Origin of the sequence: Segetibacter aerophilus, from assembly GCF_007991655.1 — a bacterium.
Lineage (GTDB): Bacteria > Bacteroidota > Bacteroidia > Chitinophagales > Chitinophagaceae > Segetibacter > Segetibacter aerophilus.
Map to the genome: position 1 here is coordinate 99,058 of NZ_BJYT01000012.1, position 17,249 is coordinate 116,306.

Sequence of the window (17,249 nt, forward strand, 5' to 3'; positions counted from 1 at the left end):
TTGTAAAATTGTTTAATTAAAGATGGCAAAGTTAACCAGATATAGAGTGACTGTAGTGATAAGCGTGTTAATGTGTGTGATCGGTTCTGGCGCTTTAAAAGCTCAAGGTAATTATCGTCTTGTTGTTCATCCAATTGATAAAGACAGCATTTTCGTAACTGGCAATCTTGGCATAAAAACATCCTTTCTAAGCGAGTTGGAATGCAATCAATACGTCGTTAATCTTCCTGCGCTCTTGCAATCAAAGGGATACATCTCTTCGTCTGTTGACAGTCTCAATGTTGCTGGTGATCAAACAGTTATTTACCTGTTTGTGGGTGAGCAGTATAAATCGCTTAACCTTCGAGTTCGTGACCAGGACAAGCCGTATGTTCAGCAAACAGGATGGGATGACAAAAGCTTGAAGAAGCGGCTTATCCAGTTTTCCGAATATAGAATGATGAATGATAAGTTGCTGGATTTCTTTGAGGACATTGGGTATCCATTTGCCAAAGTTTCTCTTGACAGTGTTGCTATAATGGGGAACGAAATACAGGCAGTACTGAACGTAGAAAAAGGCTTTCCCTACCGGGTAGATAGTATAAGAATGTATGGGCCTGCAAAAATTTCACGAAACTTTATTCACCGTTATCTTAATATAGAAAGAGGGTCTCTTTATAATAAAACCAAGTTTAAGAAAATAGACCAGCGCTTATTGGAACTTCCTTACCTGGAACAATCGCAACCATGGGACGTAACAATGTTGAACACCGGCAGCCTGGTTAACCTCTATTTGCAACAAAAGAAAAGTAACCAGATAAATGTACTGGCGGGCTTTCTTCCATCAAACCAGCAACTTGGGGGGAAGTTATTATTGACAGTAGATGCTAACCTACAGCTACAAAATGCTTTTGGAGGGGGCGAAAGTGTAGGATTGGTTTGGCAGCAGATCCAGCCTAAGTCGCCAAAACTTCATCTTCAATTTACCCAGCCCTATATGTTCAATTCCCCTTTTGGCGTTGATTTTCTCTTTGAATTAAATAAGAGGGATTCTAGCTTTTTGAATATAAATGGGCAAATAGGTTTGTTGTACATGTTGTCGCCAAACCAAACTGGCAAGGTAGTGCTCCAAACGCAGCAGACCAACATACTGCAGGTAGATACATTTAGTGTGAAGGCGCGTAAGCAATTACCCGATATCGGAGACGTTAGCTCTTTGAACCTGGGTATTAATTACGATGTTTCGAACACCGATTATCGCTTCAATCCACGGAGAGGCAATGAGTTAACAATTTTTGCTTCGGCCGGAAATAAGACGATAAAAAAGAACAACCTCATTACCCAGATAAAGGATACTTCTTTCAACTATAACCGGTTATATGACTCTATTAAGTTGAAAACATTTCAACTTAGGCTTACCGTTAAAGGAGCACACTTTTTCAAAACGGGTAAGCAAACCGTGCTAAAAACAGGTTTCAATGCCGGTTGGTACGAAAGCCCTAGTTACTTTAGAAATGAGCTATTTCAGATTGGGGGCTATCGCTTACTTCGGGGCTTTGATGAAGAAAGTATTTATGCAAATCGATTTGCTGTAGGTACTATCGAGTACCGGTACCTGATCGGTTTAAATTCAAACTTCTTTGTATTCTCTGATTTTGGCGTTAGCAATAATAGTATTCGAAAACAATCAAACAGCTATGCCGGGTTTGGAGGCGGACTATCCTTCCAAACTAAGGGCGGAATTTTTAATATCAGTTATGCGGTCGGAAAACGCAATGATCTCAACTTCGACATAAAACAGTCGAAGATCCATTTTGGATATGTAAGTATTTTTTAAAAAGATAATAGAGTTTACTTTGGATATGCCTTCAAATTGCTAAATAGAGCGACCTTTTATCAGCCAAGTAATATTTTTCGCTGTCGACTCACTAAGATATTTTTGCCCACTAATCCTGTTGATTGAAAAAAATAATTTTCATACTACTTCTTTTTTTTGCCGGTTTCACTGCTTTTGCTCAAACTGATACGACATTGCCGAAGGAGCAGCCAGATACAGCAGCAACCGTAAAGCCGGTAGTAAAACCAAAACCACCGAAAAGAAGAATTTCGTTGGACTCTTTAAGAAGGAAACGATTTGCTGACAGCTTGCGCAACGCTGATACAACATTTAGAAAAGACTCTATTGTTGCTCCTATTACCGACAGTAATCGTACCGCCATTGCAGAAACCACTAGAGCAATTGTTAAGCCCATAATTGTCAAACGTCCAATAGATACTTTTTACAGGAAGTTGTTAGACAATCCGTTTTTAAGATCCAAATCAAAACCGATTTATCTTGTTATTAATGAACGGCAAAGAATTTCAAAAGACGAAGTCTTTTATCTTCTTTTGGGACTATTGTTTTTTCTCGCCTTTATAAAACTTCTTTTTAGCAAGTATTTTCAAAATTTGTTTAGGTTATTCTTTCAGCCATCCTTCCGGCAGAAGCAAACCCGCGAACAACTTCAGCAAGGCAACCTGCCTTCGTTATTGCTAAATCTATTTTTTATACTTTCCGTAGCTGCCTATATTTCTTTTCTTTTTGTATACTATGAAATAGTTACTATTAACTTTTGGTTACTGTTGTCGTACAGTGCTATTTCATTGGCTATTTTGTACACAGGGAAGTTTATATTCTTAAGCTTTGCAGGATGGGTTTTTAATGTCAAAGAAGCTACTAGCTCCTACATTTTTGCTGTCTACCTAATCAATAAAATACTCGGTGTCATTCTTATTCCTTTTACCCTTGTTATTGCTTTTTCCCAGTCAAATATTAAAAATATTTCCATTACACTCTCCATATTGCTTATCATGCTTTTGTTTTTTTATCGCTACGTTGTGTCCTATAACCCGGTACGGAGGGAAGTAAAAGTAAGCCCATTACATTTTTTCTTTTACGTATTAGCTTTTGAAATAACCCCCCTTTTACTCATTTACAAGACGTTAATGCTTTATTTGAACAAGAGTCTTTAATTTTGCACAATTAGAGCAGATAACGCATGTTTAAAAACGGGGCTACATCCGGCAATGCCGGTAACACTATGAAAAAAATCCTGATTACTCAACCTAAACCTGAAAACGACAGGTCACCCTATTTTGAGCTTGCCAGGAAATACAATATTGACCTTGTTTTTCATCCTTTTATTAAGTTAGAAGGCATTCCGTCAAAAGACTTCCGCAAACAAAAAATAGACATTTCTTATTATTCTGCTGTCATTTTCACCAGCCGGAATGCGATCGATCACTTCTTTCGTATTTGTGACGAAATGAAGATTAGTATTAGCCAGGATACAAAATATTTTTGCATCACTGAGGCAGTTGCCTTGTATCTGCAAAAGTTTATCCTTTATAGGAAACGAAAAGTTTTTTATGGGGCAGACGGCACTAATAAGAGTATGTTCGACGTGATTAACAAGCATAAAGAGAACGAAAAATTCCTTTATGTGTGTAGCGAGAACCAGCAGGATAATGAAATTGTGAATTGGCTTAAGAACAACAAGTGTGAATTTGCCCTTGCTTTTATGTACCGCACTGTAAGCAACGAAATAAGCCAAATAATGGAGTCGGAGTACGACGTGATCTGCTTCTTTACTCCAAGTGGAGTTAGGAGTCTTTTTGATAATATCCCAACTTTTAAACAAAACAACACGCTTATAGGCGCATTTGGCAACAACACAGGTAAAGCTGTAGAAGATGCTGGATTAACTTTAGAAATAAAGGCTCCGGCGCCACAGTCCCCTAGCATGGTTGCGGCTCTAGAACAGTTTTTGTCTGCCGAAGCAAAAAAGAAATAAGTCCGTTTTAATTATCAGTAAGAGCAATTGACGTTTTCTCTCATTTCATTTTATAAGCATTCAAGTCTTCGTGACTTTGTCACTTTACTTCGAATAGTTTTTTTTCAAAAAGTCCGATTACTGCAATTACATCACATCCTTGGTTAACCAATTTGTACCACGAAAAAGCGTTATTAAAGCTAAAGACTGGCCAAATCTCGTCGTTTAAATCCAGTGTTTGCTCTTCTTTTATTTTAGGGAAAAAGCACGCAAATTTGTTCAAACAAAAAGTTTGTTAAAATACCGGTTATATTGAAAACGTACTTTAAATTGTGCTTCATTTGTTTTCAATTCATAACATCTTCCTATCAGATAGACTTCTACACATTACTCGTTACTATTGAACTGGCGTCTTAGTTTTTTGTATAATTATAATTTATAGAACGAACAAATACAATAAACTGAAACGTGGCTCGTTTTAACACATCAAAGCTAGCGTTGTTAAAGAATTCTAATACGCTATCTTATGACAAATTTGAGTAAACTATTTTATTACATTTGCTTTATACCTATTAATCGTTAATTATAAATGAGAAGTCAACTCTTTGCTTTTGCAGCTCTAACAACCCTGGCAGTCGGATCTATTGGTTGTGGCAATAAAGGAAAGTCCAAAGGTATGCTAGACAATGGACAGCTAATGGGAGCATCCTATGGAAACATTAAGAGTATGGGTAAACCCATAGGTATGGTATATGTTCCACCTGGGACTTTTCATATGGGTCCGAGTGACGAGGACGTAAACTTCAACTTCACCGCTCGCAACAAGCAAGTATCCATCAACGGCTTTTGGATGGATGCTACAGAAATTACAAATAATGAATATCGGCAGTTTGTTTGGTGGGTAAGAGATTCTCTTACAGCGAAAGAATTGGGATATGGAAAAGAAGTTGACGGAAGCTTTGCCGTTGATTGGAAAAAAGTACCTACAATAAAATATAGCGATAAAGCAACTTTGGAAAAAATTTCAAAGCTGACATTAACTCCTGACAATAGACTGTACGGAAGGAATGAGATTGACCCTGAAAAGCTACTTTTCCGAGTGGAGTCTTTCAATATGAAAGAAGCCGCGAAATTGGAAAATAAGGGAAAGCCTAGAAATTCGTTTGTTGTGAAGTATGATGAGAAAGTTTATCCTGACACTTTGGTTTGGATGAGAGATTTCTCTTATTCTTACAATGAGCCGATGGCTAAGCGTTATTTCGCTCATCCCTCTTTTGGAAATTATCCTGTAGTAGGGGTAAACTGGAAACAAGCTGTAGCCTTTAGCAAATGGAGAACAAACTACATGAACAGCTATCTTGAAAGAAAGAAAATGGCTGTTGAAAGTGACTTTCGTTTACCGACAGAGGCTGAGTGGGAATACGCTGCAAGAGGTGGTCGTACGCAATCTCCTTATCCATGGGGAGGTCCTTACTTAAGAAATAAAAAAGGTTGTTTATTAGCAAACTTTAAACCTGGGCGCGGTAATTATGCTGAAGATGGTGGCTTTTACACTGTGAGAGCAGACGCTTATTGGCCTAATGATTACGGCCTTTACAATATGTCAGGCAACGTTGCGGAATGGACAACTTCGCTGTATTATGAAGGAAGTTATAACTTCCAGCATGACATGAACCCTGATATCCGTTGGGATGCAAAAGATACCGATCCTCCAAGAATGAAGCGTAAAGTTTTACGTGGAGGAAGTTGGAAAGATGTTGGTTACTTTTTACAAACCGGCACCCGCTCTTATGAATACCAGGATACTTCTAAATCCTATATTGGCTTTCGTTGTGTAATTGATCTTCCGGCTTCAAATTCGAAAAGAAGATAATCCAAGGGCATATAAAGAGAATTTTCTAAAAATTTATTACTTCAATTTAAGTGTGTAGGAGCAATACTATTCCTACATACAATCCGTTTATTATTCTATAAAAAAATAAAAATTAAAAATGGCAGTTGCAATTCCTTCAAAAGTTAGTAAAGTAGTTGATATTTTCGTATCCGTCGCCGCTGCAGGCGTTATCTGGGGAGCTCTTCAAAAAATTCTTCATACTCCATCTGCTGACATGTGGTTGAAGATCGGTCTAGGTACAGAAGCTCTTGTATTTTTGGTGTATGGAATCCTGTATATAATTTACCCAGCGGTATCAGATGGACACGGTGAAGATCATCCTAAAGCAGCACCTCAGCCAAAAGGTAACCCGGCTCTTCAAAGTATGGAAAAAATGTTGGCGGATGCAGACATCACTCCTGCAAATCTTTCTAAATTAAGTTCTGGTTTCCAAAAGCTTGGTACAACTGTAAGCAATATGACCGAGATTGGAGATATCGTTAAGTCTACCGGCGATTATACCCAGAAAACTAAAGCTGCGAGCGCCGCTTTAGAAACTGTAACTGATGCCTATAAGAATACAGCAACATCTTTGTCATCTTTTAATGCGGCTAGCGAAAGCACTAAACAATTCCACAGCCAGGTGCAGGTGTTAACTAAAAACCTTTCTTCATTAAATACAATTTACGAATTGGAATTACAGGAGAGCAACAATCACCTGAAAGCTCTAAATAACTTTTACGGAAAATTGGCGCAAACTTCTGCAGCCATGGAAGGAAGCGTTGAAGATGCTAAAAAAGCTCAAAAAGAGATTGGTGCTTTAGCTAATAACCTTGGCAGATTAAACTCTGTATATGGTAACATGTTAACCGCTATGCAGGGTAGATAATTCTGTTCTTTAAAAAATTATTTCGAATTCTAAAAAAAACTAATAATACTCCGGTATGTCTTTACCTAAAGAACCGCGGCAGAAGATGATTAACCTGATGTATTTGGTGTTAACAGCCTTGTTAGCGCTAAATGTGTCCTCAGAAATCCTTAACGCCTTTAAAACAGTTAATAATAGTTTAGTGAATGCCAACGGCATCATTGAATCTAAAAATGAGAGCATCATAAAGTCCTTTGAAAATAAGCTTAAGGATCCTAAAACTGCACAACTTGCTAGTCTCTGGAAACCAAAAGCAGATCAAGCCAAAGGGTTAGCAGATGGCATGTTTTCATACATTGAAAACCTCAAAGTTGAATTAATGAAGGAAGCAGGTCAAACAACACCTGGAGGAGCTTACAAAGAAGACAACCTGGATGCTGCTACAAGATTGATAGTTGATGGTCCAAAAGGTAAAGAGTTGATTTCGAAATTGACAGAATACAAAAACGGATTGTTAGGTATTCATCCTGATATTAATAAGGAGTTTCAAAATTCATTACCTATTGATCTTTCCGTTCCTGCAACAAATAACCAGGCTGGTAGAAAAGATTGGGCTTATGCTTATTTTCATATGACGCCTACTATTGCCGCGATTACTATGCTTAGTAAGTTTGAAAATGATGTTAAAAACAGTGAGTCTTTAGTACTTGATTATTGCCACCGGAAGATTGGTGAAGTACAAGTGGTTTATGATGAGTTCCAGGCATTTGCAGGAACAAACTCACAGTATCTTATGCCCGGACAAGAGTTGGTAATTACTGCGGGTGTTGGAGCATTTAGTAAAGCTGCCAAGCCTTCTATTACGGTAGATGGTTCAGGAGTTGGGTTAAATGCAGAAGGTGTTGCAGAATATAAAACAAAAGTTGGCGGCCCTGGCACTTATACTAAAACTGTAAACATTACTTACGTAAAACCAGATGGTTCTACTGCTACTATCCCTAAGAAGGTAGAATATACCGTAGGCTCTCCAACTGGTGCGAGCGTTAGTGCCGACAAGGTTAAAGTTCTCTATATTGGTCTTGAAAATCCTTTGACTATCACAGGGGGTTCTGCCGGCGACGAGAAGACGTCTGCGAGTATGACAAATGGTAGTTTGAGCAAGGTTGGAGCTGGAAAATACATTGCAAAAGTATCTACTCCCGGCACGACTACAATTAACGTAACTGTTGAAGGAAAAACGACCCCTTTTGAATTTAGAGTTAAAAGAGTTCCGGACCCTGTCGCAATGGTTGGTCAGAGTTCAGGAGGAAGAATACCGGCTAACGCCTTCAAAGCACAACAAGGCGTTAGGGCAGATTTAAGAGACTTTGTTTTCGAAGGTGTAAAGTTTGAGATTACCTCGTTTTTAGTTTACGCTACAGGAACTGGTTTTACAGAAAATGCGGCGTTTAACCAGAACGGAGGTGCTTACTTCAACGAGGCTTCTAAGAAGATTATTGATAGATGCAGGCCAGGATCTACAGTTGTAATAGATGAAATCAGAGCTAAAGGACCAGACGGAACGCCTCGTCCCCTTCCTCCGATGGCTTTTAACTTATTCTAATAAATATAGTAGTTATGAAAACGAGACGGTTTAAAACAGTAGTATTGATGATGTCGGCTTTTATTGTCACTGCTCAACTTAGCGCTCAGAGAGCGACTAGGAATGCAAAAGCCCGATCTGGATATGGCACTAGTAATAGTGGGTATGGCAACAGTGGGTATACAACTACAAATGCAGGAAAAGATACAACTAAGAAGAAAACCACAACTACTGCACCTAAGTCTGGTTATGGTACTACTACGCCAGGTAGTGGCTATGGTAATACTGCAGGTAGCGGCTATGGTACTACTCCGTCAGGTGCTGGTGCAACTGGTTCCGGGGCGGTAAATGCTAACTTGCCAATAAAGGTTATTAAAAATAGCGGTAGTGGTATTGGTGACTCTATTGCTCCATCGCTTCGTACTGATAATGCTATTGACAGACAGTTAGTAAAAGATAGAACACCTTTGCCTTATGAGCATATTCGTGAAGATGATGCGGTTTATAAGCAAAGGGTTTGGAGAGAGATTGATACTCGTGAAAAAATTAATCTTCCTTTTCGCTATGCAGCAAATGAGGATAACGGAAACCAACGTTTCATCTCGATCCTTTATAGTGCTATCCAGGCTGGAGATGTAACAGTTTTCAGTGGAGATGATGATCGCTTCACTGTTCCTTTGACAAAAGAAGACGTTGCCAAAAATATTACTGGTGGTATGGATACAGTCCCTGTTGTTGATATGAACGGGGAAGTTAGTAGCTACGAGGCCAGGCAAAGAATGGTAGAGCCTGACTCAATTTACAGATTTCGCTTAAAAGAAGAATGGATATTTGATAAGGAGTCTTCGAGGATGTTTGTAAGGATCTTAGGTATCGCCCCTGTTATGACTCAATATACATCCTCGGGGGTTGCGGTAGGCGATAGAACTTTGTTTTGGGCTTATTATCCTGACCTGAGACCGACTCTTGCAAAGTACGAGGTGTTTAACGGAAAGAATTATGCCGGTAGAATGAGTTGGGAAGAATTGTTTGAAAGCCGGTTCTTCAGCAGCTATATCACTAAATCAACCCTTGATAATCCATACGATAAGAGCCTGAGAGAATTCATTAAAGATCCTTTATTCCGTTTGTTGGAGGGAGAAAATATTAAAGAAAAGATCTTTAACTACGAACAAGATCTTTGGTCGTACTAGATTATTTTGATCTGTTTTAAAAAAGCTTGTCCAGACAAGCTTTTTTGTTTTATGGCCACGTTTGTTCTCTTACACAATTCTGTAAATTCCATTCAAAATTCTTCAAAGTACGTCTCTCTTTAGTATTTCCGAAACATGCAGATTTTTTATAAATAAATGAGAAAAAGTTAAACAAAATGATTTTTGAATGTGAAAAAACATTAAAAAAACCGGTAGCGTGTTGGAGTGTTATTCAGTTTATATATCTTTACCTCGGTTTTTCATAGGATATTGGATTTTAAAAACGGGGCTGGATGTTTATCCTGGCCCCTTTGTTTTTTCTAGACGTTCTTATGCGTAAAGTGCTCCATCACCATTTTAGCCTTTGATAATCCTATAACTTTTGTCAGCTCTTCTTCAGACTTCAACTGTATGTTCTTAACCGATCTAAATTCCTTTAGCAATTGCTCGGCAGTTGACTTACCAATACCTTTAATGTTTTCGAGCTCGTTTTTAAAAGTGCCGTTACTTCGTTTTAATCTGTGAAAAGTTATTCCGAACCGATGTACTTCATCCCTTATCCTTCGTATCAGTTTAAGACTTTCGCTATCCCAGCTAAGTTTAATTGATTCTTTGTCTCCATAAAAGAATATCTCTTCTTCATTTTTCGCCAGTCCAACAACCGTAACCCGGCCTGCCAGGTTCAATTCCTGAATACTCTCCATTGCTGCACTAAGCTGACCTTTTCCTCCGTCTATTATAATTAGTTGTGGCAGTGGCTGATTTTCTTTTATTACTCGTGAATATCGTCTTAAAACAACCTCCTTCATGGTAGCAAAGTCATTAATGCCAATTACCGTTTTTACATTAAAATGCCTGTAATCTTTTTTGCTGGGTATGCCTTCCTTAAAACACACCATTGCACTAACGGGATAGCTTCCCTGGAAATTGGAATTATCAAAACACTCGATGTGGGTAGGTATCCCTGACAGCTGTAAATCTTGCTGAAGTTGATGAAGAACCTCCTTTTTTTGTACATCTGTTTTGCCTTCCAATTGCAGTATTTTTTTCTTTCTCAGTTCTTCCGTAAAATAATTTACGTTCTTCACTGATAGGTCTAAGAGCTTCTTTTTATCGCCGCCTTTTGGTACAGTAACAGTAATTTCTTCCAGGGCAAAATCAATCTCAAATGGAACTATTATTTCGTGTGCAAGACTATTAAATGTTTCACGTAATTGAAGAATAGCCAGAGGTAAAACCTCTTCTTCGTTTTCTTCCAGTTTGGTTTCAATCCTTACTGTATGCGTTTGTACAATTGATCCATTTGCAACCATCAGATAGTTGACATAGGCGGTGTCTCCATCTTTTAAAATTGAAAATACATCGAGATTAGACAGATGCCTACCAACGACTACTGACTTTGCCTGAAAGTTCTCAAGGTGTTCTATCTTCTTGCGAACCCATTCGGCCTTCTCAAAATCAAGGTTTGAAGCAAATTGAAGCATTTCTGCTTTAAAGTGTAAAATGACAGGTTGCAAATTTCCTTTCAAAATGTTACGAACCTGGTTCAGTGCATCCGCATAGTCCTGTTCGGACTGGTGACCTTCACACGGACCCTTACAATTACCTAAATGATATTCGAGACAAACCTTAAACTTCGCTTTCTGAATGTTTGACTGAGTAAGATTCAATTTACAAGTTCGCAAGGCAACATTCTGCTTTATGAATGTCAACAGTTCGCGCACTTTTGCGACTGATGTAAAAGGCCCGAGGTATTCCGACCCGTCATTAATTTTTGTCCGTGTTAAAAATATCCTCGGAAAAGGTTCTTTCTTTATTACGATGTATGGGAAGGACTTGTCATCCTTCAGGTCTATATTAAACTTAGGCTTAAACTGTTTAATGAGTGAATTCTCAAGAAGAAAAGCATCGGCCTCACTATTTGTGATGGTAAACTCAATTCTTCTAATCCTATTGACTAGTTCATGGGTTTTGTAATTTGTAAAAGTTTTTGTGAAGTAGCTGCTCGTGCGCTTTCTCAAATCCTTTGCCTTTCCTACATACAGTAAGACATTTTCAAAGTCAAAATATTTATAAATGCCTGGCTGATGAGGTATAGTATGTGCTATTTGTTGAAATTCCTTTGGTGTCATGACTTACTCCTTAACCCTTTTTGTTCCAAACAACAATTGTTTGTCGTGAACTCTCACTATTTCCAGTCTTTTGAACAGATCGGTTTATCTGGAAGTTCTCGCCTGGTTTCCAGCTTAATTGTTCTATGGCAGAACTGTCAGGGTAATTATAATACTTGCGAAGTAAAACGCGTTTAACTGTTTGGCCATCCTCATCAAGTAAAATGTCCACGTTTTGTAGTGCGAGTTCTTTATTCGTTGTCGAATAGCTTATAGTAAAACTCTTTGTGGTCTGATCTTCAAAAATACTTTCGGTATAGTACCGTTTAATTTTCTCATCATTAATATCAAGAGCAAGGAACTGCTTGGACACCTGGTTGAAAATGGCAGTATTGATTGGAGTAGAGTCTTGCTTATTATTATGAATGTCAATTTTATAAATAAAAAAAGGAGTGGCATTAACCTCTTTAATCTGACCTTCTAGAAATTGGGTCAACTGGAAAAACTTGGTTGTGTTATTTTCATCTGCTTTGCTAATTAAATTATTGGCTTTGTTCTTACAGGAGGATGTGTAAATAATGGAAGCCAGAATAAGAAAACTTATCAATCTCATAAGGCAAAAATAATACAACTAATAATGGCTTGAAAAAGCAGGATGTTAAAGAAATGGCTGCTGTGGCTCAGATGAAAATATTTGACTGCAAGTGAAGAAGAAAAGCCATTTTAGCTTTTCGAGTTTTTAGTCCTAAAACGTCAAAAGTATGAAGGGAATTAGCTAATGAGATTACCAGATTTTTAATAAGAAAGTAGAGTGAGAAACACAATAACCGGGACTAGCTATAACACAAAGCGAGTTCCAGTTTGGGAAACTGGCTTTGTTAGTATTCAAATCTTTAATTGATTGTCTTTGATAGGCCAAGTTTAATTCCGTAATCCATCAGGTGCTCTTTAATAGTGTATTCGGGAATAAAGGTGGAGTACGGTTGATAGCGCAATTGCGGACCAATTTGCCATTTAAAGTCTCCGGCTTTAAAACTCATAAAGGCTTCAATATTGCTATTAATATTCCACTGCCTAACCATGCCAGGATTTTCAGTGTAATTTTTAAAATTTGTTGAAAGAAGGTAAGCATTACGATTTAGAAGGTAGGTTGGTTGGATAGTTCCGGCAACATTCAACTGGATTTTTTTGTTGCCTATCACCTCCCATTCAATACCCACCGGTACTGACAATTGATAATAACGATTAACAAGTTGTGCAGAGTAATAGCCGTTATTATTTCTATAAATAGCCAATGTGTTGATGGTATCTATCCTGTTGCTTCCTACTAAAGCAATGCTCGCTAATTCAGTACTTGAACGATATGCTTGGATACTGTACTGGCGCATATTGAACTGGAAGCCAGATTTGACACGTACTTTATCAGACAAATTATACATAATGGCAACGCCCGCTTCTATGCCGGTTCCAGGCTTGTGCCTGACAACCTTGTTTACGTCAGTGACATAGTTTACACCTACAGGGCCTGCAGTATTTTCTTTTGTTATGGAGTTGTCTTCTAATAATTTTCTATAACTAACTGACGGAGCTATATACAGTTGATATGAAAACTTATGCTTTAAACTTTGCTTTGCAAAAACAGGGTGTGATGTTACGCTAGCAGGAGTAGAGACTGGAGTTTTATCAAGCGAAATATCCTTTTTTGAATCTTTTGCAGGCAAAGCCTCAGCTAATTTTATTTCCTTAGAAGTTTCGCTATTGTTTAAACCAGAATTGGCGTCATTAGTATTTTCTACCAAAGCATCTTTTGTACTGCTAACTCCGCTTAAGCCTTGCTTTCCAATTGAACTGTTTGAGAGCGAAGTAACTCTTGCATTAGATGGATGCTTGGTTGATACTACAGCTTCGCGAACAGACGTGAAAGATGTGGTGTTGTTTGCAACATTATTAGCAATAGTTTGGTTGGAAGAAATAACTGTAGTTGCTACTGGCAATTGGGCAGCTTTCTGTGTTAAGACTTCGGCTGATTGATTTCCTTTTGCAAAAGGATCAGAAGGGGTTAAATGGCTTAAGATGTTATCTTTTTGAGAAGCTTGTTTTGTAGATGTATTTACATTGGCAGTTGGTATTGAAAATAAATCGGGTTTAGGTGAAAAATAAACACAAATCAGAACGGTAGCACTTACTAGCATTGCGGCGGCAATCGTTAAGGCTGGCCATCTTTTTTCTCCATGTAGTTTCTTGTCTATTTCCCTCCAAACTGCATCGGCAGGATACATCCGGTGGTTTTTTACCTGATCCTGAAGAAACTCTTCGAAATCGTCGTAATTAAAATTGTCTTCCATCTAACTCAAATTCTTTTTGTCACTTTTTTACTCCAGCTAGTAGAGTGAATTGTGCTCTTGGTTTTTCAACTATATTTTTCTTAATTAAAATGTTCTCTAACATTGATTTAGCCCTTGTATACTGACTTCTACTGGTACTCTCCTCGATATCTAACATAGTAGCAATTTCCCGGTGACTATATCCTTCTATTGCGTACAGGTTAAGTACAGTACGGTAACCAATAGGTAATAGTCGAATACACTCTGTTACCTGTTTAGCTTGCATAATCGAAGGCATTGTTTCTTCCTTTACGTGTGCAGAAACTGCCTGGTCTATGTCAACGCTGTCATTAAATTTCTTGTACTTCTTAAGAAAGTTAATACAGGTATGAACAATTATTCTCCTAATCCAACCCTCAAACGCACCCTTGTTTTGGAAGGTGTGTATTTGGGTAAAGACTTTTATAAAACCCTCCTGCAACATATCCTCTGCGTCTTCACGGCTTTGTCCAAATCGGTAACAAACAGATAGCATCTTGGGGCTGAACCTGTTATACAACTCTCTTTGGGCCGAAGGCTGATTATGAAGACAACCTGCAATTATATATTCCTCTGTCATGAAGCGATTTAAGTACCCTAAAATAAGACAATTAATTCAATAGGATGCTGCTTATGTTGAAATAATTTTATAGCAAGTTTATAGTGCTATCGACGCAATTTTTAGAAAAGGTCATTTGTAAAAAACGGAATGCTGATTGAGAACAGGACTGAGCAAAAGATATTATTGCGGTCTTCGTAACTCACATTATTTTTATGCAAACCCACCAAGAAATAATTATCAAATGAAGACTATACTTGTTCCAACCGATTTTTCGGAGAATGCAAAAAATGCAGCAAAATACGCTCTTGCTATTGCAGAGGATTTACAGGCCCAAAAAATTATTTTTTATAATGCCTACCAGTCTCCTCCTGTTATGACTGAGAATGCTTTACCGGCAATACCAGTTATAGACATTGAAACATTAAAAGATGTTAGTGAGGAAGGAATGAAGGTTTTTATTAATAATATAAGAGAATACGGAAAAGGAGAAATAGAGATAGAACACAAGACTGGTTATTCTATACTAGCTAATGATATAAATGATCTTTGTGAAGAAGTGCGAGCGGAACTCATTGTAATGGGTATAACAGGTACGAGCAAAATCGAAGAGGTTTTAATAGGAAGCACAGCACTAAGTGTGGTGAAACAAACTAAGGTTCCTGTGATTGTTGTGCCCGCGGATGCCACATATACGTCTATTAAAAATGTAATGTTTGCCTGCGACTTTAAAAAGGTGGTGGAAACAACCCCGGTACAGCCGATCAAAAATGTTTTAGACGCAACGAAAGCTTTATTGCATATTGTGAATGTCTACGAAAGTGACAAAGAAATAACCCCCGAAAAAACCAGGCAGCAAGAGCTTCTACATTCGCTCCTTAAAGATTACAATCCGGAGTTTCATTTTGAAAACAACGAGCACTTTATTGAAGGAATTAATCACTTCGTAGAAACTCACGCCATAGATATAATTATCACCATCCCAAGAAAACACAAACTATTCGAAGGTTTATTTAAAGAGCGCCATACTAAAAAACTTGCGTTTCATAGTCATGTGCCCTTAATGTTTATCCACCAAGAAGATCTATAAAGTTTGAGCTATTAAAAGCAACATTGATGTAAACAGATGAATGGAGCGTCGCAACAATGCCGATACCTTCAACGACGTTGGTAACAAAAAAATAACTACGAAAGATACTTGCCGACTATAGGAACCCGTCTGCCAACTCCGAATGCTTTAGGGCTAACTCTTATTATCGGGCAAAATTGATTTCGTTTATATTCATTGCTGTTTACAAGCTTCAGGATCCGATCAACTACTGCAGCATCAAAACCAAGTTCCTTGATTTCTGAAGGTCCTTTTCGCCGCTCGATATATTGATACAGCACCTTATCGAGAATAGAATATTCGGGCAGACTATCCGCATCCTTTTGATCCGGTCTTAGCTCGGCACTGGGGGCCTTATGAATAATATTATCAGGTATAATTTCTCCATCCCGGTTTATGTATTCCGCAAGGGCGTACACCTGCAATTTGTAGCAGTCGCCTAACACTCCAATCCCTCCAGCCATATCGCCATAGAGCGTTCCGTACCCCGTTGCCAGTTCGCTTTTGTTTGATGTGTTGAGTAAGATGTAGCCGAACTTATTTGCAATACTCATAAGCAGGTTACCGCGGCTACGGCTTTGAATGTTTTCTTCTGCAATACTAAAAGGGAGGTCTTTGAAAATTGGTTTTAGCGTAGCAAGAAAAGCCTCATACACCTGTGTGATCTTAATGATATCGTAAGGGTTTTGAAGGTTTTCGCTTAGCCTGACAGCATCGTTCACAGAATGTTCAGTACTATAAGGCGAAGGCATTAGGATTGCCCGAACATTGTCTTTTCCCAGCGCTTCGCATGCCAAAGCCAAGGTTACTGCACTATCAATTCCACCAGATGAACCTAGGATTGCTTTCGTGAAACCCATCTTGGTGAAATAATCTTTTATGCCATGAACGAGTGCTGTATAAATGCCCTTGATATTAAGGTTTGGATCATATTGGGCAGGATTTGGTTTAATGTGAGAAATAGGTTTGATGTTATCAACAGCAATTTCTTCGATAGTTCCATCATCGTGTAAAGTTGCTCCGGCAATTGCTTCCTGGAAAGACGGTAAGCACTTGCTAAGGTTTCCTTCTTTGTCAAATACGAGAGAAGCGCCATCAAATACAATTTCTGTCTGGCTTCCCACTGCATTGCAATAGAACATCGGCAGTTTATACTTAATGACGTTTGCTTTTATGACCGACTTTCTTTCTTCTTCGTGTATATAATCGAAAGGAGAAGCACTTAGGTTAATCATGAGGTCTGGCTGCTGCTCCATTAATTTATCCATCGGGCAGATGCGATACAAGGGGTTGTCGTTGATGTTCCAAATGTCTTCACAGATGGTTACGGCTAGTCTTTTTCCTTTAAACTCAAGTACATGCCATTCAAAGGCAGGCTCGAAATAACGGTACTCATCGAAGATGTCGTAAGTGGGTAGCAGCGTCTTATGTATTTCGCCTTTAATCTCTTTTTCGTATAAAAGAAAAGCAGCATTAAAAAGGTCTTTACCTTCTATGGCAGGGTTTCTTGCCGGGGAGCCTACCAATACTCCAATCGTATCAGCATGTTGTTTTATCTCGTCAATTGCCTGGTAGCACCTGTTTATAAAATCATTGAATTCCACAAAATCCCGGGGAGGATAACCACATATGCACAGCTCGCTAAAAACCACCAGGTCTGCTCCCTGGCTTTTAGCTTCGTTTATCGCAGAAATTATTTTTTCGGTATTTTTTTCAAAATTGCCTATGTGATAATTCTGTTGGGCCAATACAATCTTCATAATTCAAATTTTGCTAATTGATGTCTAACTGCAGCATAAAG

Annotated in this window: 13 protein-coding genes; 8 read left to right on the forward strand and 5 right to left on the reverse strand. The window is 38.3% G+C overall.

The genetic code is table 11. The features are described from left to right. Positions 1-22 precede the first annotated feature (22 nt). From SAE01_RS15935 to porN, 7 genes are all read left to right on the forward strand, one after another. The gene (locus SAE01_RS15935) at positions 23-1,816 is read left to right on the forward strand and encodes a BamA/TamA family outer membrane protein (RefSeq protein WP_147204787.1); all 1,794 of its coding nucleotides are present in this window, start codon (positions 23-25) and stop codon (positions 1,814-1,816) included. 122 nt (positions 1,817-1,938) lie between these two features. Beyond that, positions 1,939-2,991: a DUF4271 domain-containing protein gene (locus SAE01_RS15940; RefSeq protein WP_147204788.1), complete on the forward strand. Its 1,053-nt coding sequence runs from the start codon at positions 1,939-1,941 to the stop codon at positions 2,989-2,991. A 26-nt stretch (positions 2,992-3,017) separates the two neighbouring features. Continuing rightward, the gene (locus tag SAE01_RS15945; RefSeq protein ID WP_147204789.1) at positions 3,018-3,812 is read left to right on the forward strand and encodes a uroporphyrinogen-III synthase; all 795 of its coding nucleotides are present in this window, start codon (positions 3,018-3,020) and stop codon (positions 3,810-3,812) included. A gap of 568 nt (positions 3,813-4,380) precedes the next feature. After that, entirely contained in the window at positions 4,381-5,664 is a 1,284-nt protein-coding gene (gene porK, locus SAE01_RS15950; protein WP_147204790.1) for a T9SS ring complex lipoprotein PorK/GldK, read from the forward strand. Positions 5,665-5,782: 118 nt separating this feature from the next. Beyond that, positions 5,783-6,553 carry a type IX secretion system motor protein PorL/GldL gene (gene porL, locus SAE01_RS15955; RefSeq protein WP_147204791.1) on the forward strand — a complete coding sequence of 257 codons (771 nt, stop codon included), beginning with the start codon at positions 5,783-5,785 and terminating at the stop codon, positions 6,551-6,553. A gap of 55 nt (positions 6,554-6,608) precedes the next feature. Next, entirely contained in the window at positions 6,609-8,135 is a 1,527-nt protein-coding gene (gene porM, locus SAE01_RS15960) for a type IX secretion system motor protein PorM/GldM (RefSeq protein ID WP_147204792.1), read from the forward strand. Positions 8,136-8,149: 14 nt separating this feature from the next. After that, positions 8,150-9,307 carry a type IX secretion system ring subunit PorN/GldN gene (porN, locus tag SAE01_RS15965; RefSeq protein ID WP_147204793.1) on the forward strand — a complete coding sequence of 386 codons (1,158 nt, stop codon included), beginning with the start codon at positions 8,150-8,152 and terminating at the stop codon, positions 9,305-9,307. Between the two features lie 320 nt (positions 9,308-9,627). Here porN and uvrC read toward each other — a convergent pair whose 3' ends face one another. From uvrC to SAE01_RS15985, 4 genes are all read right to left on the reverse strand, one after another. Continuing rightward, positions 9,628-11,439: an excinuclease ABC subunit UvrC gene (uvrC, locus tag SAE01_RS15970; RefSeq protein WP_147204794.1), complete on the reverse strand. Its 1,812-nt coding sequence runs from the start codon at positions 11,437-11,439 to the stop codon at positions 9,628-9,630. Positions 11,440-11,449: 10 nt separating this feature from the next. Further along, the gene (locus tag SAE01_RS15975) at positions 11,450-12,031 is read right to left on the reverse strand and encodes a hypothetical protein (protein WP_147204795.1); all 582 of its coding nucleotides are present in this window, start codon (positions 12,029-12,031) and stop codon (positions 11,450-11,452) included. 280 nt (positions 12,032-12,311) lie between these two features. Further along, the gene (locus tag SAE01_RS15980) at positions 12,312-13,763 is read right to left on the reverse strand and encodes a hypothetical protein (protein WP_147204796.1); all 1,452 of its coding nucleotides are present in this window, start codon (positions 13,761-13,763) and stop codon (positions 12,312-12,314) included. Between the two features lie 19 nt (positions 13,764-13,782). Further along, entirely contained in the window at positions 13,783-14,361 is a 579-nt protein-coding gene (locus tag SAE01_RS15985; RefSeq protein WP_147204797.1) for an RNA polymerase sigma factor, read from the reverse strand. 223 nt (positions 14,362-14,584) lie between these two features. On the opposite strand from SAE01_RS15985, the gene SAE01_RS15990 reads away from it, so the two are divergent. Then, positions 14,585-15,430 (forward strand): universal stress protein, encoded by an 846-nt coding sequence (locus SAE01_RS15990; RefSeq protein ID WP_147204798.1) that lies wholly within the window; start codon positions 14,585-14,587, stop codon positions 15,428-15,430. Positions 15,431-15,525: 95 nt separating this feature from the next. Here SAE01_RS15990 and SAE01_RS15995 read toward each other — a convergent pair whose 3' ends face one another. Next, a complete protein-coding gene (locus SAE01_RS15995; RefSeq protein WP_147204799.1) occupies positions 15,526-17,208 on the reverse strand; it encodes an NAD+ synthase in 1,683 nt (560 codons plus the stop codon). Between the last annotated feature and the right edge of the window lie 41 nt (positions 17,209-17,249).